Annotated in this window: 18 protein-coding genes; 13 read left to right on the top strand and 5 right to left on the bottom strand. The window is 54.8% G+C overall.

The genetic code is table 11. The annotated features are described in order from the left end of the window. Window positions 1-334 precede the first annotated feature (334 nt). The 5 genes from ACJROR_RS07645 to ACJROR_RS07625 all read left to right on the top strand — a co-directional run bounded on the left by ACJROR_RS07645 (window position 335) and on the right by ACJROR_RS07625 (window position 6,389). Entirely contained in the window at window positions 335-688 is a 354-nt protein-coding gene (locus ACJROR_RS07645; protein ID WP_406546605.1) for an AAA family ATPase, read from the top strand. A gap of 113 nt (window positions 689-801) precedes the next feature. Then, complete coding sequence (locus ACJROR_RS07640) at window positions 802-1,377, top strand: ATP/GTP-binding protein (protein WP_406546604.1); 576 nt, start codon at window positions 802-804, stop codon at window positions 1,375-1,377. Between the two features lie 125 nt (window positions 1,378-1,502). Further along, window positions 1,503-2,651, top strand: a complete 1,149-nt coding sequence (locus ACJROR_RS07635; RefSeq protein WP_406546603.1) for a DNA-methyltransferase — start codon at window positions 1,503-1,505, stop codon at window positions 2,649-2,651. A gap of 416 nt (window positions 2,652-3,067) precedes the next feature. Continuing rightward, a complete protein-coding gene (locus ACJROR_RS07630; RefSeq protein ID WP_406546602.1) occupies window positions 3,068-4,720 on the top strand; it encodes a hypothetical protein in 1,653 nt (550 codons plus the stop codon). Between the two features lie 247 nt (window positions 4,721-4,967). Further along, the gene (locus ACJROR_RS07625) at window positions 4,968-6,389 is read left to right on the top strand and encodes a sensor domain-containing diguanylate cyclase (protein WP_406546601.1); all 1,422 of its coding nucleotides are present in this window, start codon (window positions 4,968-4,970) and stop codon (window positions 6,387-6,389) included. Window positions 6,390-6,452: 63 nt separating this feature from the next. On the opposite strand, the gene ACJROR_RS07620 is transcribed toward ACJROR_RS07625, so the two are convergent. Beyond that, a complete protein-coding gene (locus ACJROR_RS07620; protein WP_406546600.1) occupies window positions 6,453-7,082 on the bottom strand; it encodes a lactate utilization protein in 630 nt (209 codons plus the stop codon). Between the two features lie 385 nt (window positions 7,083-7,467). Here ACJROR_RS07620 and ACJROR_RS07615 point away from each other — a divergent pair, with 385 nt between their 5' ends. Continuing rightward, window positions 7,468-7,938 (top strand): type III secretion system chaperone, encoded by a 471-nt coding sequence (locus ACJROR_RS07615; RefSeq protein ID WP_406546599.1) that lies wholly within the window; start codon window positions 7,468-7,470, stop codon window positions 7,936-7,938. A gap of 66 nt (window positions 7,939-8,004) precedes the next feature. Here ACJROR_RS07615 and ACJROR_RS07610 read toward each other — a convergent pair whose 3' ends face one another. Together ACJROR_RS07610 and ACJROR_RS07605 are read right to left on the bottom strand one after the other, a co-directional pair. Then, a complete protein-coding gene (locus ACJROR_RS07610; RefSeq protein WP_406546598.1) occupies window positions 8,005-8,454 on the bottom strand; it encodes a hypothetical protein in 450 nt (149 codons plus the stop codon). 261 nt (window positions 8,455-8,715) lie between these two features. After that, a complete protein-coding gene (locus ACJROR_RS07605; RefSeq protein ID WP_406546597.1) occupies window positions 8,716-10,614 on the bottom strand; it encodes a methyl-accepting chemotaxis protein in 1,899 nt (632 codons plus the stop codon). 335 nt (window positions 10,615-10,949) lie between these two features. On the opposite strand from ACJROR_RS07605, the gene ACJROR_RS07600 reads away from it, so the two are divergent. The 7 genes from ACJROR_RS07600 to pdxH all read left to right on the top strand — a co-directional run bounded on the left by ACJROR_RS07600 (window position 10,950) and on the right by pdxH (window position 17,354). Then, a complete protein-coding gene (locus ACJROR_RS07600) occupies window positions 10,950-11,501 on the top strand; it encodes a methylated-DNA--[protein]-cysteine S-methyltransferase (protein WP_406546596.1) in 552 nt (183 codons plus the stop codon). A 253-nt stretch (window positions 11,502-11,754) separates the two neighbouring features. Then, entirely contained in the window at window positions 11,755-12,537 is a 783-nt protein-coding gene (locus ACJROR_RS07595; protein WP_406546595.1) for a Nif3-like dinuclear metal center hexameric protein, read from the top strand. A gap of 230 nt (window positions 12,538-12,767) precedes the next feature. Continuing rightward, window positions 12,768-14,090, top strand: a complete 1,323-nt coding sequence (locus ACJROR_RS07590) for a bifunctional folylpolyglutamate synthase/dihydrofolate synthase (protein WP_406546594.1) — start codon at window positions 12,768-12,770, stop codon at window positions 14,088-14,090. A 137-nt stretch (window positions 14,091-14,227) separates the two neighbouring features. Beyond that, window positions 14,228-15,313: a hypothetical protein gene (locus ACJROR_RS07585; protein ID WP_406546593.1), complete on the top strand. Its 1,086-nt coding sequence runs from the start codon at window positions 14,228-14,230 to the stop codon at window positions 15,311-15,313. A 94-nt stretch (window positions 15,314-15,407) separates the two neighbouring features. Then, complete coding sequence (locus ACJROR_RS07580; RefSeq protein ID WP_406546592.1) at window positions 15,408-15,770, top strand: AbrB/MazE/SpoVT family DNA-binding domain-containing protein; 363 nt, start codon at window positions 15,408-15,410, stop codon at window positions 15,768-15,770. A 243-nt stretch (window positions 15,771-16,013) separates the two neighbouring features. Continuing rightward, window positions 16,014-16,622, top strand: coding sequence for a tetratricopeptide repeat protein (locus tag ACJROR_RS07575; RefSeq protein WP_406546591.1), 609 nt, complete (start codon window positions 16,014-16,016; stop codon window positions 16,620-16,622). 90 nt (window positions 16,623-16,712) lie between these two features. Then, entirely contained in the window at window positions 16,713-17,354 is a 642-nt protein-coding gene (gene pdxH, locus ACJROR_RS07570) for a pyridoxamine 5'-phosphate oxidase (RefSeq protein WP_406546590.1), read from the top strand. 256 nt (window positions 17,355-17,610) lie between these two features. Here the strand turns inward: pdxH and ACJROR_RS07565 are convergent, their stop codons facing one another. Both ACJROR_RS07565 and ACJROR_RS07560 read right to left on the bottom strand, forming a co-directional pair. Continuing rightward, on the bottom strand, window positions 17,611-18,498 hold the full coding sequence (locus ACJROR_RS07565) for a Fic family protein (RefSeq protein ID WP_406546589.1): 888 nt from the start codon (window positions 18,496-18,498) through the stop codon (window positions 17,611-17,613). A 318-nt stretch (window positions 18,499-18,816) separates the two neighbouring features. Beyond that, complete coding sequence (locus tag ACJROR_RS07560) at window positions 18,817-21,663, bottom strand: conjugal transfer protein TraG N-terminal domain-containing protein (RefSeq protein WP_406546588.1); 2,847 nt, start codon at window positions 21,661-21,663, stop codon at window positions 18,817-18,819. Between the last annotated feature and the right edge of the window lie 208 nt (window positions 21,664-21,871).

Raw genomic sequence — 21,871 nt, 5'->3', positions numbered from 1 at the left:
AACAGGGAGTTCTGAGAACCAGGGGAAAGAGATAAAGAGCTCAAAACCTTTTTTTGACTTTCTGCGTTAATAATTGAGGGTAAAGCCTTGAGAATAATGGCTTTACGAATTATATTCAGACTGCGGCGCATGAAAGGTATGAGCCTGAGTTACAGGGAGAAGCCTCTAAACTGATCATAGGTTAAACTGAGACAATTTCAGGTGATGAAAATGATGAATAATCCTATGCCAATAGCTGTCAGACCTAATGCAACAGAGGCTGTGAGTCTGTTTTTTCAGCCGGGGATTATGTAATTTTTGGGAGTGGCTGCATTTTCTAGGAGATTGCTTTCTAATGATAATAAAAAGGATTAAACTGGAAAATTTTACTGTTTTCACTAACGTTAAAATTGATTTTGATCACGGGATTAATATATTTATTGGAGAGAATGGCACTGGAAAAACACATCTTCTGAAAGTATTATATTCAGCATGCCAATGCGCGGATCCGAAGATTTCATTCGCTTATAAGATTGTTTCTGTAATGCTTCCGGATGATTATAACATTTCTCGTCTGATTTCCAGAAAGCAAGGTAATCCCAGAGCGTCTGTTCGTGTTACAGCTGCAGATGAATTACAAGATTTCCCGGAAAACAAGCTTTTAACGGCAGGTTTTTGTGAAAAAACAGCAAGTGGAATGCTGATGTAACGGGGGAACACACCTGGGAGGCAGCTTTTAAGGGGGCGAGCAGTATTTTTATTCCTGCAAAAGAAATTTTATCTAATAGTTATAATCTAAATGCTGCTGTCGAAAAGAATAAAGTGCGTTTTGATGCAACATATACTGATATTATCAACGCCGCTAAGATCGATATTTCTGCTGGAAGAAACAGCGCTGCTAAAAACAAAATGCTTTCGCGTATTCAGAAGCTTATTCATGGAAAGGTTTACTTTGATGCTAAGCGCGATGAATTCTGTTTGAAGAATGGGAACTCAAAACAGGAATTTAATTTGGTTGCTGAAGGGATCCGTAAAATGGCTCTGCTTTGGCAGCTGATAAAGAACGGAACAATGGAAAAAGGTTCCGTATTGTTCTGGGATGAACCTGAAGCAAATATAAACCCTGCGTATGTTCCGGTTATTGTTGAAATGCTGTTAGAGCTTCAGCGAAATGGTGTTCAGATATTTGTTTCTACTCATGATTATATGTTAGCCGCTTATTTTGATGTCAGGAAATTATCTTCTGATAATGTTTTATTTCATTCTTTGTCCCATAACAGTGATACAGGAGAACTGAGGTACGAACATTCCAGCAGTTTTTCTGATCTGAAAAATAATGCTGTAATTGCCGCATTCAACAAACTTCTTGATGAGGTTTCCTGTAGCATCAAAAGCTGAAACAATCAGACCTTATGACCCGGGATGCCGATTTAGTCTGCCTGACCGTCTATTAAACGGAGATTTGATCTGCTGAATATTATTTCAGAAATTGCAGAATTAAAAAGTAAAATGAGAAACAAACAATGATTTATTTAGATGATTGTCTTAATGTCTTAAAGAAGCTAGATCGGAATTCTGTTGATCTGATTTACCTTGATCCTCCTTTTTTTACCCAGAAAATCCAAAGATTAGGCAAGAATGATAAATTTTACGAGTTTAACGATGTATGGAAATCAAAGGATGATTATCTTACGTACATGAAAGAACGTTTATGCGTGATGAAGGAGGTTTTAAAAGATACTGGAAGTATTTTTCTGCATTGCGACGATTCTGCATCATGGTACTTAAAGATAGTGATGGATGAAATATTTGGTGAGGATAACTTCAGAAGTGAAATCGTATGGACTTTTAAACGCTGGTCAAATTCCAAAAAAGGTCTTTTAGCAAATCATCAAACGATATTTTTTTATTCTAAGAGTGCTAAATACAAATTTAATACGATTTACTGTGATTATTCGCCGACAACGAATTTAGATCAGATTTTACAGCAGAGAGAAAGAAAAAACGGAAAAGCAGTTTACAAAACAGATGATAACGGTGAGGTGGTTCAGGCTGATGAAAAGAAAGGAGTTCCGTTATCTGACGTATGGGATATTCCATTCTTGAATCCAAAGGCAAAAGAAAGAACAGGATATCCGACTCAAAAGCCGATTGAACTGCTGGAGAGGATTATAAAAATCAGCACTGACGAGAATGATCTTGTTCTGGATCCTTTTATGGGGAGCGGAACAACCTTGGTCAGCGCGAAACTTTTAAACCGAAGGTATATCGGAATTGACAGGAATAAAGATGCCTTTGATATAGCGCAAAGCAGACTTGAAAATCCTTTTAAGACAAAGTCAAATCTTTTGGAAAAAGGAATAGAATCTTACATGAATAAAAGCGAAGACGAACTGAATATCTTAAATCAGTTTCATTGCGTGATTGTTCAAAGAAATAATGGAATTGATGCTTTGCTGAAAAAACACTATAACAATGCTCCTGTTGCAATAAAAATACAAAAGAAATCAGAAACTTTTGAGGAAGCACTGTCTTTGCTTTATAACGCAGGCAGTAAGAAAAAATGCTCATATATGGTTTTGATTTCAGATGACCAGGTAAATGTAAATATTCCTGACAATGTGATTGTTATGAATACATTGAATTACCAGCTTGATAATTTGCTTAATTAAATTAATTCAGCATTTCCGAATTCAGCGGCATGGAGCATGTTTTCTGCGAACCTGATATTCCGGCCTGAAATCTCTCCGGTTACCCCGGGGCCCGGTCAGAGCCGGCCTGCCAGCCTCCGTTCAGTATCCTCCTCCCTGGAACGCAAATCCGGCTCGGCTTTGCCTGATTCATACCTCTGGCAAAGACCTTGCCGCTTGCGCCCTGATGATGCTCTTTCCCCCGGCTTTTTTGCGGCCGGGGCTCCATTTAACGCAGGGAATGCTTCCCTGCGCCCGCAAAAGCTGAAATAATCGGCCTGACTTCGGGATGCCGGTTTCAGGAAGCACCTGACCGTCTCTCGAACGGCGATAAGGCAGGAGCCTTATTTCATAACCTTCCCGCAGCTTCATCTTTTACTTTCCAGGGAGTATCCGATATGCCCAGGCTCGCAGTTTTTTCCAGAATGGCCGCTCTCATAACCGCCATTGTCATGTCATCAGGCTCCGGAGCTTTTGCCGGAGAACCGGACTGCAGCTCCGGCCAGGACTGCGCGGAGAAGGGCATCGCCATCGGCAGGGAGGGAGATTTTGTCAAGGCCGAGCCCCTGCTTCGCAAGGCCTGCGATCTTGATAACGCCCTGGGCTGCTACAAGCTGGGGGTGATGTACTGGAACGGCAACGGAATAGAAAGAAGCATTCCCGAGGCCCTGACCGGCATGGAGAAGGGCTGCCGGCTCAGACATGCCGAGGCCTGCCAGTCTCTGGGGGATCTCTACCTTATGGGGGATCAGGAGATCCGGAATATTGCCCGGGCGGCGACCTTTTACAGCTCCGCCTGCGATCTGGGATCCGGCGCGGCCTGTCTCAGCATGGGACGCCTTGCCGGTCAGGGAGCGCTGGGGCAGGAGGGCCGGGAACAGGAGGCTCAGTATTATGAGAAGTCCTGCAAGCTCGATCACGGCATGGGCTGCGTGAATCTGGGGTATCTTTATGCCGAGGGCATCGGCCGGAAGCCGGATCTTTCCCGGGCCGAATTCCTGTATGACAAGGGCTGCGGCATGGGAGCCGGGGAGGGCTGCAACAATATCGGGGTGATGTATGAGCACGGCCGGGGGAAAGATCCGGATCTCGCCAAAGCCCGATCCTTTTATGAACAGGCCTGCAGTCTGGGAAGCGGCCTTGGCTGCAGCAATCTCGGCGCTCTCTACTATTACGGCCGGGGCGTCCCGCAGGATTACGGGAAGGCCGGCGAATATCTTGAGCAGGCCTGCGGCCTTGACTTCGGCCCGGGCTGCGTCAACCTCGGCCATTTGTTTGAGGAGGGAGCAGGCAGAAAACAGGATTTCCCGAGCGCCGTCCCTTTATATGAAAAGGCCTGCGGCCTCGGGGACAGTCAGGGCTGCGTCCTTCTGGGCTATTATTTCGAGCGGGGGCTGGGTCTTCCCCGGGATGCCGCAAAGGCCGGAGAATATTATGAACAGGGCTGCCGCATGGATGACGGCCTTGGCTGCAGCAATCTCGGGAATCTTTATCTGAACGGAGACGGTGCGCCCCAGGATAATGCGAAGGCGGGGGAATATTTTGAGAAAGGATGCCGTCTGGGTTCCTTTGAGGGCTGCAGCAACCTCGGGGTGATGTATGAGCAGGGCCGCGGCGTCAAGGCGGATCTCGCCCGGGCCGGAGAGCTTTATGAAAAAGCCTGCGCCGGAGATTACGGCATTGCCTGCTGCAATCTGGGGAATCTCTTCCTGAGCGGCAAGGGCGGCTCTCAGGATTACAGCAAGGCCCTTAGCCTTTATGACAAGGCCTGCCGCCTTGATAACGGCCAGGGCTGCAACAATCTCGGCTATCTTTTCTGGACCGGCTCGGGGGTTTCCAAGGATCCCGACAAGGCTCTCGGCTACTCCCGCCGGGCCTGCGATCTCGATAACCCCGAAGCCTGCGCCTTTATGGGCAAGGTTGCTTTGAAGCGCGAGAATCGGGAGGAGGCGGCCCTCTTTCTGGACAAGGCCTGCGCTCTCGGGGAGCAGGAGAGCTGCGGTCTCCTTAAGGAGCTTCAGCCCGAGACCCCGCCGGCAAAACAGGACTGATCCCGCAAACCCAGCCGTTCCCGCCCCCTCCTTGCTGCCGGCGCTTAAAAAACGAATTTTCGCAAACAGTCTGAGAATGAGAAATTCATCAAGGTTTGCCGGCGGGAGATGATTTAAGGTGATATGATGCCGGCTGCCTTTGGCGGAGACCGGCTCGGTCATCTCCCGGGCGCTGTCGGGCCTCAGGCGCTATCAGGTCCCGGGTGGCACCGGCATCCTCAGGCGACGGCTTAAAAGGATCTCTCTAATGAACGGAAGAAGAATCACCAGACTGGCCTTCGCCATTGTCATTCTCAGCTTTGCGCTGTCCACCTTCGTCTCCATGTGGTCTCTTAGGCTCATGGCGGATCAGAACCGCCGGGATCTCGCCCGGGCTCTTTCCTTCCGCATTTACGATTCCATAAAAAGCGAGCTCTCGGAGCCGCTCACGGTGGCCCGTTCCATGGCCCGGGATCCCTTTCTGATAAAAGCGTTCAAGGAAGAGGATCCGGCCTGCGGCGCGTCCTCCGAACAGTCCCTGGCCCGCTATCTTGCCGCCCAGAAGAACGCCTTCGGCTTTGAGGCGGCATTTGCCGTTTCCGCCGCCACCATGTGCTATTACTCCTATGGCGGCATCAATAAAAGGATCGATCCCGCCGCGGATCCCCGGGACAGGTGGTATGACTCCTTTGTTTCTTCCGGCAAACCCTATGCCCTGAACTCCGACCGGGACGAGCTCAGTCAGGGGCGGTGGACGGTGTTTGCCAATATCCGGGTGGAGGACGAGAACGGCAATTTTCTCGGAGTCTGCGGCGCCGGGGCCCGCATGACCGGCAATCATGATCTTTTTGTCAGCCTGGAACGGGCCTACGGCGTCAGAATCAGCCTGGTAAACCCGGCCGGGATTACGGAGGTGGACACCGCTGAGAACAGAATCGGCCAGCCTTATCCCGTGAATATTCCGCTGGGAGACACCCGGGACTGCGTCTATCAGGATCTGGACGGTGACAGCTTTGCCGTGGCGAAGTACATCGATAATCTGGGCTGGTATCTCGTGATCGAGAGCGACGGATCCGCTGTGAAGAAGGAGCTGATGAACGTGCTTCTTCTGAACGTTGTGCTGTGCGTCATTGTGCTCATCATCATGCTTCTGGCCATTCGCATCATTATCGCGCGCACCCGGGCTCTGGCTTCGGCCTCCTTTATCGACCATCAGACGGAGCTTATGAACCGGCGGGCCTTTGAGGAAACCCGGGCCAGACTGGAGCGTTTGCCCCTGGAGGAGCATTTTGTTTATCTTACGGCGGATGTGAACGGTCTTAAGGAGGTTAACGATACCTATGGTCATGCCGCGGGGGACGAGCTTATCAGGGGCGCGGCAGACTGTCTCCGGAAATCCCTGGAGCCATACGGCGAAGTTTTTCGCATCGGCGGCGATGAATTTGCCGCCGTCCTTCATCTCAGCGAAAGTCAGCTTGCGGAGGTTTTGGCCGAATTCCGCCGGAGCGCCGCGGCCTTCCGCGGAGACAGTATCAGCGAGATCTCCGTGTCCTGCGGCTCAGCCGGAGCCCGGGAATTTCCCGGGAAGGATCTGACGCAGCTTATCCGGATCGCCGATGAACGCATGTATGCCGAAAAGAAGGAACACTACCGGAGAACCGGTCGGGAAAGGCGGAATACCCGGCAGTAAAAGAGCGGCCGGAAGATTAATCCATCTCCCGGCCCGACCGCAGCCCCAAACCCGTCCCCGGGATCAGTACCCCAGAGAATCGTTCACCAGAATGACGTGAATTCTGTCCTGATGCCGGGAATATCTGGTGATAAGGAACTGACAGCAGATGGTATCCGGAGATTTGCAGTCCATGCAGGAGCCGGTTCTGGAGCAGGGAGTGCTGAGACCGAATCTCTGGGCGTTAATGGGAGCGGCCACATTCCGGGCCCGTTTAAGAGCGCTGTCCGTATCCCGGCACACCTTGTTCATTCCCGCAATGATAAGCACCTTCCGGGGCCCCTGGGCAATGGCGGAAACCCGGTTGGAATTGCCGTCGATATTGACAATGACGCCGTCCTCGGTCATGGCGTTGGCGCTGGAAATAAAGAAATCGGCGTCGTAGGCGGCCAGCATGGCGGCCCGCTTGTCCGCGTAATTATCCCGGTCGATGAAGTTATAGGAGCCGGCCTTCAGAGCGTCCGTAAGACCGATTTCCCTGGCGGACATGCAGCCTCCCATGGTAACGGAGCTTCCTTCGGGAATCAGGCTCAGGGCCAGCTTCAGAGCTTCCTCTCTGGTGGCGGCATAGTACCCGGTCATATTGCGGGACTTCAGGCCCCGGATAACCCTCTGGGCCAGAAGGGCGTTTCTTTTGGTGATCATGTCAGTCATGGGAGTTCTCCGTGATAAAGGCGCCGGCGCCGCGGTTTTCCGGTCATGCCGGGGGCCGGGCCCGATCCTGATTATTGTGTCCCAAAGCCGGATTATTGTAAACACAGATCCCTCCGCCATTTACCCCTGAGAGGCCGGGGAGGATCCGGAAGGAATCGCCGGGAGAGGCGATTCTGGACAAATATGCCAATATGCCGGCAGGATCCGGCAGTAAACCCTGCTAATTTCGGTATAGCTTTCCCCCGGGCATTAAGCGGAGACGCAGATCGTGCTATGATATTCCTGACCCGTTCCTGCCCGGGCAACGCAAACACCGCTTCGGGCAGCCGGGCGGTTTTGCTGTTTTCTGCGACCCAGGCAGAATTGTTTTACGGAGTGCGAGCTAATGGAAGGAATTGAACTCATAAAATTTTTCGGGCAAAGCATCGGTTTGGATCTGGAGCTTGATGAAAGCAATTCGTGCTCCTTCGCGGCGGACGAGTTTACGGTTACTTTAACGGATCTCCCGGAGTTTCATGCCGTTGCTCTTATCTGCGATCTGGGGGAACCCCGGGTGGACAATAACGAGAAGCTCTACAAGGCCATGCTGGAGGCTAATTACGTATTTAACTCCACGTACGGAGCCACGCTGTGCCTGAACGGCGAGAGCGGACACTGCGCCATCAACAAGGTGCTGCCCTGCGATATCCTGGATAACGACAAATTCATGGCTGAGGTGGAGCAGTTTGTCAATATCGGGGAGTTTTGGAACAACGTGGTGCGGGGATATACGGAAGCGGCAGATCAGGAGTCTCCCGGCGAGGACGCTGCAGCCGATGCCGCATCCTTCAGCGCCGCAAACTTCATGCCGGTGTAGAGGCAGCCGCGAGCCCCGGACCGGGAAGACCAGAGATTCCCGGCGGGACGCAGGACTGTTTTCTGCTTATTTGAAGGGTGCCAGCACCAGGGATCCGTCCATGCCGCTTTCGCTGATGGTGAACTTCCGGACCTTGCCGGCGGTGTCTTCAAAGGAGATGCCGTAGTTCGGGATGGAGCCTATGAAGGTCAGGCGCACCAGAAGCGGCTTTGCGCTGCTTAATTCGGCCGCGCGCCAGATTTCCTTTTCGTCAAAGTAAACCTGGCCGTTATCATCAGCGTCCTTGAAGGTAAGGCCGAGCACCCGGAAATTTTTAAGAGGCTCCTTTGGCGCAAAGTAGATGCCCACCTGCGGCTCTCCGTTATCTGCCGTAAATACCTCATAGCTCTGATATTTTACCTTTGCTTCGGCTTCGTAGACGGCTCCGGTCTTAGTCAGGGCGTCAAAATCCCCGGCTGAAGCGGCAAAAGCCGTGATTCCCAGCAGTCCTGCAAAAAACAGGCTTAAGATTTTCATGAAATTATCCCCTTGTTTCCCGCGGCAAAAAAGCCCCTTTGACGAAAACATTCCTTCCGCCTCCGGGAGGTCGGGCTCCGAAAAGACCCCATGAGCTTCGGCGCTGCCGCTTCGCCGGGGCTCATGTCCCCGAAGGCATTATACCTGTTCCTGCCGTTTCCGGAAAATATCCCGCAGCCCCTGGCCTCCCCCGAAAAAAAAAACGCTGCGGCCCGGGCTTTTAGCCGTCCGCAGTGCTTTCTTTTAACAGCGCCGCCGCTGTTAATTCTGAAGGAGCTCCCTGATAATCGTTTCAGACGAATGCTGTATTTCGGAGGTGCTGGAGGAGATGGAATTCACGGCCGTCCGGATATCCGTCTGCGCCGCAGTGATCTTTTCAATCTGGGAATCGGCGGCGGAAATAAGGCCGGACTGCCGGCTGGCATAATCCGTAATCTGCTTTGCCCGCGCGCTGGTGGTTTCGATCTGACTCATGATGTCGGTCAGGAAGGCCACGGCCTCCTTGTTGCGCTCAATGGTCAGGGTGCAGTCAGCGGTGCTTTTCGAGACCTTTTCCAGAGTGCTCTTCATGTTGCCGATCAGGGCTTCCACCGTCTTCTGGATCTGTTCTGTGGATTCCCGGGTCTTAACGGCCAGATTTCTCACTTCATCGGCTACCACCGCAAAGCCGCGGCCGTGTTCCCCGGCGCGGGCCGATTCAATGGCGGCATTGAGCGCCAGGAGGTTGGTCTGTTCGGCAATGGTCTTAATGTTTTCCGAAAGCCGGGCAATTTCATCGGTATGCCGGGCCACGCCCTGAACGGCAGATTGGGTGGATCCTATGGAATCAGACAGGCTGCGCATGGCGTTTTCGGTTTCGGCCACAATGGAAAGTCCGTTGCCGGATGTGCTGTGGATACTATCGATGCTTTTAATGGTGCTGGCGGTTACATCCATAATCTGGCGGGTTACGCTGTGGATATCCTGAATGATATCCACAACTCCGGTGATGCTTTCATTCTGGTTTTTAATTTCGCCGGAGATCAGACTGTTGTTGGCATTGGCCACGCTCACCGATTCCCGCATCTTGTCGCTGAGCTTGATGATATTGTCATGCTGCCGCGCCACGAAAGCGGAGAGGGAATTATTCATGGACTCTATTTCATCCCCGGTGGAGATTATCAGGCGATCTGTAAGATTGATTTCCCCGTCTGACATTTTTCTTAAATGCTCGCTGACCTCCTCTATAGGCCTGACCAGCCTGTTATAGATAAAGTACCTGGTAACAAAGTAAAACAGCAGGAAGAAGAGCGTAAAACCAAGAATAAACAAAAACAGGGTTTTGTTGGAGGAGCCGTAGAAATAATCCTTGTTGATAAATACAAAAAGCTTCCAGCTGGAACTGGCAATGGGAACGCCCATGACCATCATGGTGCGGCCGTTGCTGAGAGAAACCTCCGTGGGGTTGCCGTCAGATGAAGCGGTCAGAACTTCATCTGCGAGCTTTACGGTCAGATGAGAGTCCAGAGAATCCAGAGGCAGATTGATGAATTCGGTATTGCTGTAGGCCAGAATCCGGTTTTCGGGGCCGAAGGTCAGCACGGCAAAGCCGCTGCCCGGAATGCTGAGTCCGTTTATGATGTTCAGGAGATCCCGGGTGGTGAAATCAGCGCCGACTACGCCGTTTTTGGCGCGCTTGGCCACGGTGATGATCATCTGCTTGGTGATGACATCGATGTAGGGCTCCGAGAATATGGCATGATCGGGAGAAGCCGTGGCTTCGGTATACCAGGCGCGCTTCCGGGGATCAAAGCCGGAATTAAAAAGCTCCTCGGTGCCCTGAGCCATGTACAGGCGGCCGTCGGATTCATCGGCAAAGTAGGCGGTTACCGCGCCGGAGGCATCGGTCATCACCCCGGCCAGAGTCGGATCGCTCAGACTCTTCAGCTTCAGCGCCTTATCCTCCGGCAGGGCGGCATATTTTTCCATAGCGATGGCATTTTTCTGCTGCCAGTAGCCGATATAGCCGGAGCAGCCCGCCAGAATGCCGGAGAATATGGAACGATTGGAAGAATCGATGATGGTTCTGTTTGATACCGAGATGCCGCATACGGAGATGACGGCAACAATCAGAAGCGGTATGATGAAGCTCAGGGAGAGCTTGCGGTTTAGTTTGGCCATAGCAGAAGCAAAGATAATAATAACAGCCCTTAAGGAGCCGCGACAGTTATTTGAAAAACACTGCCGCGCCGGATGACAGCGGTTTAACAGGCATCATGCAGTTTACTCTCCCGCAATAAATGGTTTTTGCATAGCGGAGCCGCAAAAAAACGTGTGGTAATTCACAGCATTTGCGAGATCCGGCTGACGGCTTCGGAAAAATTTTCCAGCCGCATAATCAAAGGGGGCGATCACCGCGCCGGATGATCGGCATTATTTGTCCGCGCCCCGCAGCGGAGTCCGGTTCCGGCTGATACCGGATGCAATGCCCGGAACACATGGAAGGCCTGGAACGCATGGAATACCAAATCATCCTTAATACCCCCTTAGGGCCCATGACCGCCTGTTCGGACGGCATTTCCCTCACCGGTCTCCGGTTTAACGCCGACGCCGCTGCCGGGCTCTCCGTCCCCGATTCTCCGGACTCGGATAACCCGGTATTTCAGGAGACCCGGGCCTGGCTTGACAGCTATTTTGCCGGCCGGGATCCCGGCTTTACCCCGCATCTTTGCCTCAGGGGGACGGATTTTCAGAAAAGGGTTTGGGAGATCCTTTTAAGCATTCCCTATGGCCAGACCATGACCTACGGCGAAGTCGCCGCCCTCATGGGAAACCGCGTCTCTCCCCGAGCCGCGGGCGGGGCCGTCGGGCGGAATCCCGCGGCCATCATCGTTCCCTGCCACCGGGTTATGGGCAAAAACGGCCGCCTGACCGGCTATGCCTGGGGACTCAGGAGAAAGAGCCAGCTTCTGGAGATGGAAAGGGCGGGGGCGGCGCCCCCTGAAACCGGCTCCGCCCCCCTTTTTTCAGAAAAACGCTCCGAAAAGCATTCCGTAAAACGATCCTGAAAAAGATCCGGCGCCGCTCCTCCTTCCGGATCGCAGATTTGCTGTAAATGCGGTCTTCGCGGGATCCTTTTTTCCGGCGCTGTGGTATAAAGTCACCGGGGAGCCCCCGCTTCCGGAGAAGCCGGCCAGCCTGCTTCCGGATTCCGGAGCGTTTTTCAGTTCGGTATTTTTCAGCTGCGGGGCGGCGCCTCTTTTCAGAAAAGGCATTTCCTTTTCCTGTTCGCTTTCATTTTTTGCCTGAGGACTTATTTTCATGACAGATTCTCATAATGCCAGCTCTGGCGGCGTCCCCCTCATGGAGATAGCCGCCTTTGTGAACGACTATCTTAGGATTTCCGATTATTCTGATGCCAGCATGAACGGTCTTCAGGTGCAGGGAGAACGGGATCGGGTGTCCCGCATCGTCACCGGAGTAACCGCCAATGTGGCCTTGTTTGAAGCGGCCCGCCAGCGGAATGCAGATCTCGTCATGACCCACCACGGGCTTTACTGGAAGGGCGCGGATCCCCGGCTGACCGGAGTTCTGGGGCAGCGGGTCAGGGCTCTTGCCGGCATGTCCCTCATGGCCTGGCATCTTCCTCTGGACGGACACCCCGAGCTGGGCAACAACGCGCTTCTCGCCAAAATGCTGGGGGCCCGGAATACCGGCTATCTTTCCGGCAGCTACGGCAGCATTACCGTCATCGGGGAATTCGAGAATCCGGTAGCAGCGGAGGAGATCCGGAGCATCATTGTCCGGGATCTCGGCCGGGATCCCTTCATTATGGGCCCGCAGGATCGTCCCATCAGAAAAATCGTCATCTGCTCCGGGGGCGGCGGCTTCGTGCTGGGGGAGGATCTCCCGCCGGACACGGATGCCGTCTTTACCGGCGAGGTGCAGGAGCATCACTATCACCTGGCTGCGGAGCGGGGGATCACCGCCTTCGTTGCCGGTCATCACGCTACTGAAAGGTGCGGCATCAGAGCACTGGGCGAGTTCACCGCCCGGCATTTCGGCATCGAAGCCGAATTTGTGGATATTCCGAGTCCGCTGTAGTTCCGGGGACTCAGGATCCGGAGACCGCAGAGCCGATCCGGAAACGGCGGGAACGGGCCTTGTCCTGTTCCCGTTTTTCATTTCGCATTTCACATTTATTCCTGCCGGCGTTCATCTTTAGTAATGCTGTTTTCATGTCAGTCCTGTATAATGCGCACAGCGGTTTAACGGCAATTTCCCTTTCAGAATTGCCCCGGAAAAAAAGAAATTTTATTTAAGGACAGTCCCTCATGACAAAAGGATCCATGCCTGCCCCCAGCATCGCAGCCTGGCAGGAATACCTTAACAAGCTCAATCCCAATGTTATCAAGCTCGGTCTTGAGCGGGCGCAGCTGGCAGCGGCCCGGCTGGGCGTGGATAAGGTCAGCGATGATGTCCGGGTGGTCACCGTGGCCGGCACCAACGGCAAGGGATCCTGCGCGGCCATGCTGGCCGCCATTCTGGAAAACGCCGGCTACCGCACCGGTCTTTACACCTCTCCCCATATCAGATCCTTCAATGAACGGATTGTCTACGGGGGCGTCATGGCCTCGGACGATGATCTCATCGAAGCCTTTGAAGCCGTATACGAGGTTCTGGACGAGGAGTGCCCGCTGACGTTTTTCGAGTTCACCACCCTGGCGGCTCTTTATATTTTCAAAAACCACCTTTGCAATGTTCTGGTTCTGGAGGTGGGCCTGGGAGGCCGGCTGGACGCAGTCAATATTCTGGATGCCGACATTGCCCTCATTCCCAGCATCGGGCTGGATCACTGCCAGATTCTGGGATCCACTCTGAAGGAAATCGCCATCGAAAAAGCCGGCATTATCAAGGATCGGACGGTGGCCGTGGTAACCGGAGAACTCCCTGAGGTCTGCCGGAATGAAATCGGAGCCATTGCCGCCCGGCATCAGGCCGCGCTCCATGTGGTGGGCCGGAATCTTAAGATCCGAGTAACCGATGACACGCATTTTGACATGCGGGCTCCCATTGAAATTCTGAATCTGGAGGTGCCCTCCCTGCCCCTTATCAATGCTCCCCTGTCAGTGACGGCGGCGCTCCTGCTCCGGCTGGTCTTCAAATTTGACATTTCAGACGGGGCTATCCGGGCCGGGCTTATTAATGCGCATCTCCCGGGCCGGCTGGAGAGAATCTCCCGGGATCCGGACGTGCTTCTTGACGTGGCCCATAACCCTCCCGCCGCGCACTACCTCGCCGAGCGTCTCAATCTGAATCCGCGGCCCCGGAATGCCGTTATCGGCATGCTGAAGGACAAGGATATCAGAAGCACTCTTAAGGAGTTCACGGATCTCGATCTCTTTGAGCATTATTTTGTGTGTTCTCTTCCCGGAGAGCGCGGAGCGGAGAGCGTGGTCATTGAAGAAACTCTGCTCGCTCTGGGCATTCCCAGATACCGCATTGCGTCCTTTGACACTGCCGCGCAGGCTTACCGCGCCGCGCTTTCGGAACTTCCCGTGGACAGCGAGCTTGTGGTAGCGGGGTCCTTTGTCACGGCGGAGGAAGTCCTGAAAAGCATTGATGACGGCCAGGCCTGGCAGGCGGCGGAGCAGTAAGGCATCTTCACTCCCGGAAAAACCTCTCAGGAATAAAGCTCCGGGAACAGGAAACAGCGGCAAAAGAGAACCAGAACAAGGGATCCGGACGAGATCGGGAACACCGGATCCTGGGCAGCAGAACAGAGGAACCAGAAATGTCTAACAGAATGGTTAAGGTAGTTATCGGCTTTCTCGTCATTACCGGCGCTGCGGCTTTCATGCTGCCGGTATTTTTTCATGAAGACGGCCAGGATCCGGTGCCTTTTGATGTCCGCGCCGCCCGGAATACCGGAGGGAAGCAGGAGACCGCCACCGGAACGCAGACCGCGCAGGCCGCCCAGAATCAGAGCGATGACCGCGAGTTTAACGATAACGACTTCGGGAGCGGCGAGCCTCTGGGCTACATGGACGGCGAAGAGGACGGCTTTGGTTCCCTCCTTGATGATAACGGCGCTCCTCCTCCGGCTGAGAACGGCGAAAAGGTGGTTTCCGGCGTAGTGGTCGGCGGCGACACCGGAAATACCCGGGGCAACTTTGTATCCAATCCCACCGCCACCGGCTCCACCCCCGCCGAGGCCGCCCGCGCTCATAAGGAAAGCATGGCCAGAGAGCAGGCTCTCCGGGAGGAAAGAGAACGGGAACGGCAGAGCGAGCTGGAGGCCCGGAGAAGGGCGGAGCAGGAGGCTCAGCTGAAGGCCGAACAGGATAAGCAGAGACTTGAGGCCCAGAGGAAGGCTGATCAGGAAAGGCAGAGATTAGAGGCTCAGAAGTTAGAAGCCCAGAAGAAGGCTGACCAGGAAAAGCAGAGACTTGAGGCTCAGAAGAAGGCCGAGCAGGAAAAGCAGAAGCTGGAAGCCCAGAAGAAGGCCGAGCAGGAAAAGCAGAAACTTGAGGCTCAGAAGAAGGCTGAACAGGAAAGGCAGAGATTAGAGGCTCAGAAAAAGGCCGAGCAGGAAAAGAAGCCGGCTCCGGTTAAGGGAGATGCCATTCCCAGGGGGCGCTATCTCCAGCTGGGGGTATTCAGCACCATGGCTCAGGCTGAGGCCGCGCGGCAGAACTTCAAGAACAAGAAGATCCGCCTCAAGAAGGACAGTACCATACTGCCGGGCTTCGGAACCAAGATTGATACCGTAACCCAACCCGGAAAGTTTATTCTTCTGGTAGGTCCGACCTCAAGCGATCAGGTGCTTAACAGTATCAAGCCTCAGGCAGGAGCCGGCGCCTGGGTGACCTCGCGTTAGGGGATCCGGTAAAATGCCGGAATCTCCGGAATGCGGAAAGCGGCGCGGAGAACATTCGGGCCGTTTTTTATGCTTGCATGGGCAAGGAGCAGGTATGTTAACAGCAACCCCAAAAATTCCGGAACAGAAAAGGGTTGCGATTACATCGCTGAGACGGATTACCATTCCGGAGAAATTTTTCCGGGAACTGGGCTGTCCCCGAAAAGCCGTTTGCATCATGAGAGAGGGGATGCTGATTCTTCAGCCGGAGCCTGATGTTTCCGGCGTCGGAGAATTCGCCGGGCAAATTCTTTCCGAGCTAATCTCGGAAGGTTTCTCCGGTCAGGATCTTCTTGATGAATTCCGGAGAAGGCAGGCTAAAGTCTGTCCCGCCATCGAGGCGATGCTGGAGGATGCCCGGGGCGCTGCTGCGGGAACCGGCGCATACGAAACCTATGAGGACATTTTCGGGGGATAAGCGAGCATGGCTGAATTCTGAGTTTTGCCCCGCCCGCAAAGACAGAGATGCACGCAGAGTTTCCGAAGCCGGAGCAGAACCGGAGGTATTTACAGGATCGCCGGTTTGTGAAACAATCAGAACCACGAGATGAAAAGACGACGGGAATCCTGAGGTTCCGGCCGCCGCCGGGACGGGATTCCTGGAAGTCCTCCCCGGAGAATTAACGCAAAGGATTTTTTCTTCCTGAACACTTACGCAAACATGAATGTACTCTCCCTTGCGGGAAGCCTTTTTACGGGATTTCTGGCGCTTACCGGACTTACCGGATGCGAAGACTCCCGGGACAGCGAGCTTGCCGCTCTTAAGGCCTCCTGCGAACAGCATAACGGGGATTCCTGCTCGGATCTCAGCGATATCTATACCCGGGGCACCAAGGATACGCCTCCGGATACGGATCTGGCTCTGACTTATGCTCTTAAGGGCTGTGAATATGATTCCGGCAGGAGCTGCGCCAGTCTGGGGATTCTCCATGCTCAGGGCAGTGATACCATGCCAAAGGATTTTCTTAAGGCCCGGGATTATTTTGAGAAGGCCTGCTCCCTTAACTATCTTCTGGGCTGCGATTATCTGGGCTTTCAGTACCTTAAAGGGGACGGCGTGCCCCAGGACTACCTCAAGGCAGCAGCCTTTTTTGAGAAGGCCTGTTCCCTGGGGGAAGGTCAGGGCTGCTACAATCTGGCATCCATGTACCAGAAAGGCGTTCTTGCCTCCAATAAAGGCAAGGCCGTTTTCCTGGCCCGTCTGGCCTGCGAGCTTGATTCGGAGCCGGGCTGCAAGCTTTACCGGGATCTTTCCGGGTTGGAGCAATGATTTTTGAGAGAGAAAGACCTGAGAGAGAAAAAACTGGGAGATGACAGGCAGTCAGGCGTTCAGGTTACAGTTTAACGGAGCTTTATAGAAATGATTGATGTATCCGGTCTGAGAAGAATTTACTCAGAGGGCGGACTTTCCCGGGAGGATCTGACCCCGGAACCCATAGATCTTTTTGAAAAGTGGCTGAAGGAGGCCATCGATTCCGGCATGCCGGATCCCACCGGCATGGTGGTCAGCACCGTGGACAGCGAGGGACAGCCCACCAGCCGCATGGTGCTCCTGAAGAATTACGACAAAAAGAGCCTGGTGTTTTTCACCAACTACGGCTCCCGCAAGGCGCAGCAGCTTCTGGGGAATCCCCGGATCGCCATTCTGTTCCCCTGGTTTATGCTGGAACGCCAGGTGGCCTTTCTGGGCCATGCCGAAAAGCTTACCCCGATAGAAGTCATGAAATATTTCACCTCCCGGCCCCGGGATTCCCAGATCGGAGCCTGGACCTCCCATCAGTCCTCCCGGATCAGCGCCCGAGCCGCTCTGGAAAGCAAGTTCATGGAGCTTAAGGAAAAGTTCAGCAAGGGCGAGATCCCGGTGCCCTCATTCTGGGGCGGCTTCCGGGTGTTTTTCCACAGCGTTGAGTTCTGGCAGGGCCGTCCCAGCCGCCTCCACGACCGTTTCATTTATGACAAAAATGACGCCGGGGGCTGGGACATCAGCAGGCTGGCTCCCTGATACCATGATGGCATGAAGAAAGGGCGGCCGGAGAAAACTAAACTGAAGCGGCGCTTTCCTTTTCCCGGCCCCGTAACCGATTCTATGAAGCCTTTCTCTGTCATCTCACGAAGCAGCGCGGAGCTTCTTGCGGGTTTCAGGCCCGGAACCTTCTGAACATCTGATCTGCCAAAGATCCTTTGGAAGCCAAGCTCCTCCGGTAATCGGCATGCGTGAGAAGCCGTATTCGCCGTAAATGAATCTCCAATGTTCGCTTTTAGCCCCGCAATTCTGTTTCAATGTTTGCTTTTTGAGGGTCAATGTCCGCTTTTTCCGGCGCTTTCATAGTTTCGCGAAGGCGCAATGTCCGGTTATGAAGCGGATGGTTCTTGTTCAGAAGCAGATTTCTCAGAAAGAGTTCCAGGTACTCTGTTGTCTCACAGATGCCGTTTTTCAGGTCATTGCAGTTGGCCCGCACCAGGGAGTTTCGGAAGTACCGGGAATTCCCCGCAAAAGTGTCGTTGATCTCTGCAAAGCCGAGTGCTCTCAGATACCTGATGAAGAACACTGCTGTCGTTCTGGTGTTTCCCTCTCTGAATACGTGAATCTGCCACAGCCTTGATATGAATACCGCAAGGTGCCGGATGATCTTGTCCATGGAAAGATTCCGGTACGAAAACCTCTTCTCTTCCGCGAAGTCATAATCCAGCGTCGCGCTTAGCTCCGCGGCGCTGCTGTAAATAACGGTGCCGCCGTTCAGCGCCCATTCCTTCTTTGTGATATTGCATTCCCGGAGGCAGCCTGCGTGAGGATAGATGCCGGCAAACAGCCTGCGGTGAATGGCAAGATACTCCTGCGGGGTAAAACTGAAGGCTTTCTCTGATAAAAGCGCCGCAATTCTGGCCGCCACCTTGTCGGCCTCCTCCGCGCGGTCATCCGCAGCAGGCGCCGGTTTATCCCTGTAATGGGTCTCAAGAAGCTTATCAGCCTCTGCAAAGGATATCTCCCCCGCGATATTGCGGACAGCGATATCCCTGAGATAATCCGATGTCTTAAGCCCGTCAACCGCCTGGAGACCGATTCCCGTGCGCCAGGCAAAGATCTTTTCCTGCTTTTCAGGCTCGGCTTCTCTGAAGTATTCTTTGAAAGGATCCTGACGCGCCATGTATCACCCTGTTTTTGTGAGCTTGCTTTTTCAGAAGCGCCGACATCGGCAATTGCCGCGCCGACGAGACAGCAGATCTGCTGAGACAGCCGCCCGCTGTCCCTGCTTCCCCCGGTTTTCAGTATCGCATCCGGAGCCGGTGCCGCGCAATGACATATGCGAAAAATGATTAGTCCGTCATTTTCCCGTTCTCCTGTTCTCCCGTCTCCCCTCTCCTGAAAGCTTTTCCGGCTCCGGCAGGCTTTCGCGGGATTATCCGTCTCTCCCGGATGCGCTCGTTTCAATTCCTCATCGGCGCTTTCTTGTCAGCCTTGCCGCTTATTTCTGCTTCACCATGTTCAGAGTATCTCCGTTCCCGGCCGCCATGGCTTTAAGGCGGTTTATCACGGCGAATCTTTCGGAGGCGTCCGGATGGGCTCTTTCAAAATCCTGGAGCGTCTCTCCGGACAGGGTCTCCTGTTTCCGGAAGGCCTCGTACACCCGCTGATCCGGCTGAGACAGCCGGGCTTTCCGGGGATCTCCTGCCGCTCCGGGGGTTTTATGAAGGGTGCTTCCCCGGGGCGCCGGCTCTAAGAGCATGTCCCGGCGGAGGGCCTCCTCTCCGGCCGCAATGGCGGATGGGGTTTCCCGGGCCCGGATCTCCGCGGCCTTCCCTTCGTAGTATTCCCGGGGGTTAATGTCTTCCGGAGGCCGGGGAGATCCCGAAGCTGCCGGCAATGCCGGAGATCCCGGATCATTGGATGAGAGCTTTCCGGAACTGTCCGGGATAGGGGCGGCCGGGAAGTCGGCATCAGATATTTCCCGGAAGTCTCCCTTTTTGACGGACAGGGCTTTCTTGATAAGCTCCCAGCCCTGCACCGGATTTCTTTCGTTAAGAGCGGTCAGGGCGGCTGCGGCATAGGCCTGAGCCCGATCCGGCAGAAGAGAGTTCATCAGGGGCAGAAGCTCCTCCGTGCGGGCGGAAAGGCTGCGGTCCAAGGCATTAAGCTCCATGAGCCGCTTCATGACCGCGGGGTTCCGGGAGGCGAAGCGGCTTACGGTGCCGCCGTCAAAACGGTTTTCCGCGCTGAAGGCGGTTCTCTCGGAACGGAGCCTTGAGAGCTCCTGGCGATCCTGCACCGCTTTCCGGGCGCTTTTCTGGAGAGCCCGGGCGGCGGATTCGGAAATGCCCTGAGAGGAGGTTTCGGTAACGCCCCGGGCAATGTCCCGGGACACGGCCTCGTTGTAGGCGGCCTTGAGCTCCTCGCTTTGGGAGGCCGTCTCAAGTTCTCCGTGGAGCCGGGAGATCTGGCTCTCCCTCCCGGAGCTCCCGTCCCGGGAGAGACTCATGGAGGCCAGATGACCGGCTGCGGCGCTGAGCCCGGAAAACAGGGCCCCCAGAGCGCCTCGCACGGTGTTGGTTTCGGACTGGGAGAGGCCCAGACGGCTGGCGATCTCCTGACTCTGACTGTTAATGATCCCGGCGGCTTCCGAGGTTGAGGCTCCGATATGCCTGCCGGCGCTTTCCAGGGAGCTTCGGGTTACTGAGGTTCCCCGGGAGGCTGTCCGGGCCCGGGTCAGGTTTTCCTGAAAGGCTTCCTCCGAGGAGGCGGCCACGGCCTCCTGACGGGACACGGCCTTGTCCAGGGCGCCGGTAAACGAGACTCCGGGGAGGAAGCTCTGGCCTCCGGGAGCCACTCCTCCGGAAAGCCGGTTCATCTCCAGAAGCGGGGATTGCCTCAGGAGCTCCGGGGCCGAGGCGGATCGGGGCGCCAGGATCTGGGGGTTAAGATGCTCCCTTCCGGAGAGCCGGCCCGCAATGGACATAAGTCCCTGCACGCCGCCGTACAGCACCAGGGTGGACAGCACCGGGATTCCCGCCGCCAGCATGCCCCCGGTGCCCAGATATTCTCCGATGGCCCGGTGCATGGCGGCGATGCCTTCCCAGCTTTCGGGCGGGACGGCCATGGCGGACAGAGCCTTTCTGCTGCTCATGAGAATGTAGAGGTTCACCACGGCGAGCAGAGGCTGCCAGAGCTGGATCCAGATCATGAGGAGCAGGTAGCGTCCCATCATAGTGAGGCCGCCGGTTCCCAGCAGCAGGGCAAAGCACATGAAGGGGGCGATGGCATAGGCCAGGGCCTCGAAAAACGTCAGAAAGGGCCGCACGGAGGTAAAGAACAGGCTCTGTTCGGCCGCCATTTCCGTATTCCGGGACTGGATGGCATCCGACAGCATCACGGCGGCGCTGTAGGCATGCTCGTCCTGATACTTTTCCCGGGCGGCCTCCCGGTAGATGGGCAGGAGCACCTGGGAGAGCATGTAGTTGCTGACGCTGACCCCGGACTTCCCCAGAGCGTCCAGAGCGCTTTGGATATCCGGAACCCCGGGACTGTCAAAGCCGTTTCCGCTCAGGTAGTCCTGATCCCCCGGAAGGCCGGGAGAGCGGGAGGCGGCGCGGAGCTTTTCGGTAAAAAGGGGCATGTACACATGGGCGGAATATTTGCCGAGCTCCTCGTGGGCCTCCCGGCAGGTCAGATTCCGGGAGCCGCTTCCCGTATTCAGGGCCGTGCCGTAGATATCCGACAGAAAGGCCGTCCCGGAGATGACGTTTTCCGCCTGAAACACCCTGTCGGGAGACAGTGCTCCCAGGTCAATGCCGATGAGGGTGCATTCCTTGAAGTAGTTTTTCCAGTTTTCCGCAAACGAGCCCCGGCCGCCGGGGGAATCCGCCAGAAGCCGGGCCTTGCCGATCACCTCCCGGAGCCGGTAGAGCAGCATGAGAGAATTGGCAAAGCCGCGCTTTTCCGCTTCGGGGACGGCGAAGGCGGTTTCAAAGGTTTCGGCGGTTTTGCGGCCCATGCCGGACACAATGCCTCCGGCGGCGGCAATGCCCAGAGGCACTCCGGACACCGGGTAGATGCGGCCGGAATAGACGTCGTGGATGGCCACCTCCGCCCGGGGAACGAAGAAGAGGAGATAGAGCAGAAACACCATGAGAAGCTGCCCCCAGGAGATGCCGGTTCCCTTGACGCTTCCCAGAAAGCCCTGAAAGATCACCGCCAGAAGGAGGGCTGTCGCAGCCAGAGATCCGGTAAGACCGGAGTTAAAGATCATCCCGATGCCGTTCAGCACGGATCTTAAAAAGGCCGCATCCCCGATGCTGTAAATTGTCCACGCGCTCATGCTGTCCTCTTCCTGTCAGTGATCCGGTTCTCCGGACGCCGCATATTTAAGCATGCCGGCGTCCGGAGAATTGGCAAATAAGCCGTAGCGCTGCCTTCCGGAGGCTCAGACACGCCTTTCCGGGGCCGGAGACAATAATTATGAGAGGCTCATGATAAAAATCCCGTCCGTAAATATTTTATATTTTTGAGGGGAATTCCCGGGGATC

Origin of the sequence: Succinimonas sp. (genome assembly GCF_045225735.1) — a bacterium.
Taxonomy (GTDB): domain Bacteria; phylum Pseudomonadota; class Gammaproteobacteria; order Enterobacterales; family Succinivibrionaceae; genus Succinimonas.
The sequence above is the reverse complement of the archived record's forward strand: the minus strand, read 5'-3'. Positions and strand labels throughout refer to the sequence as shown.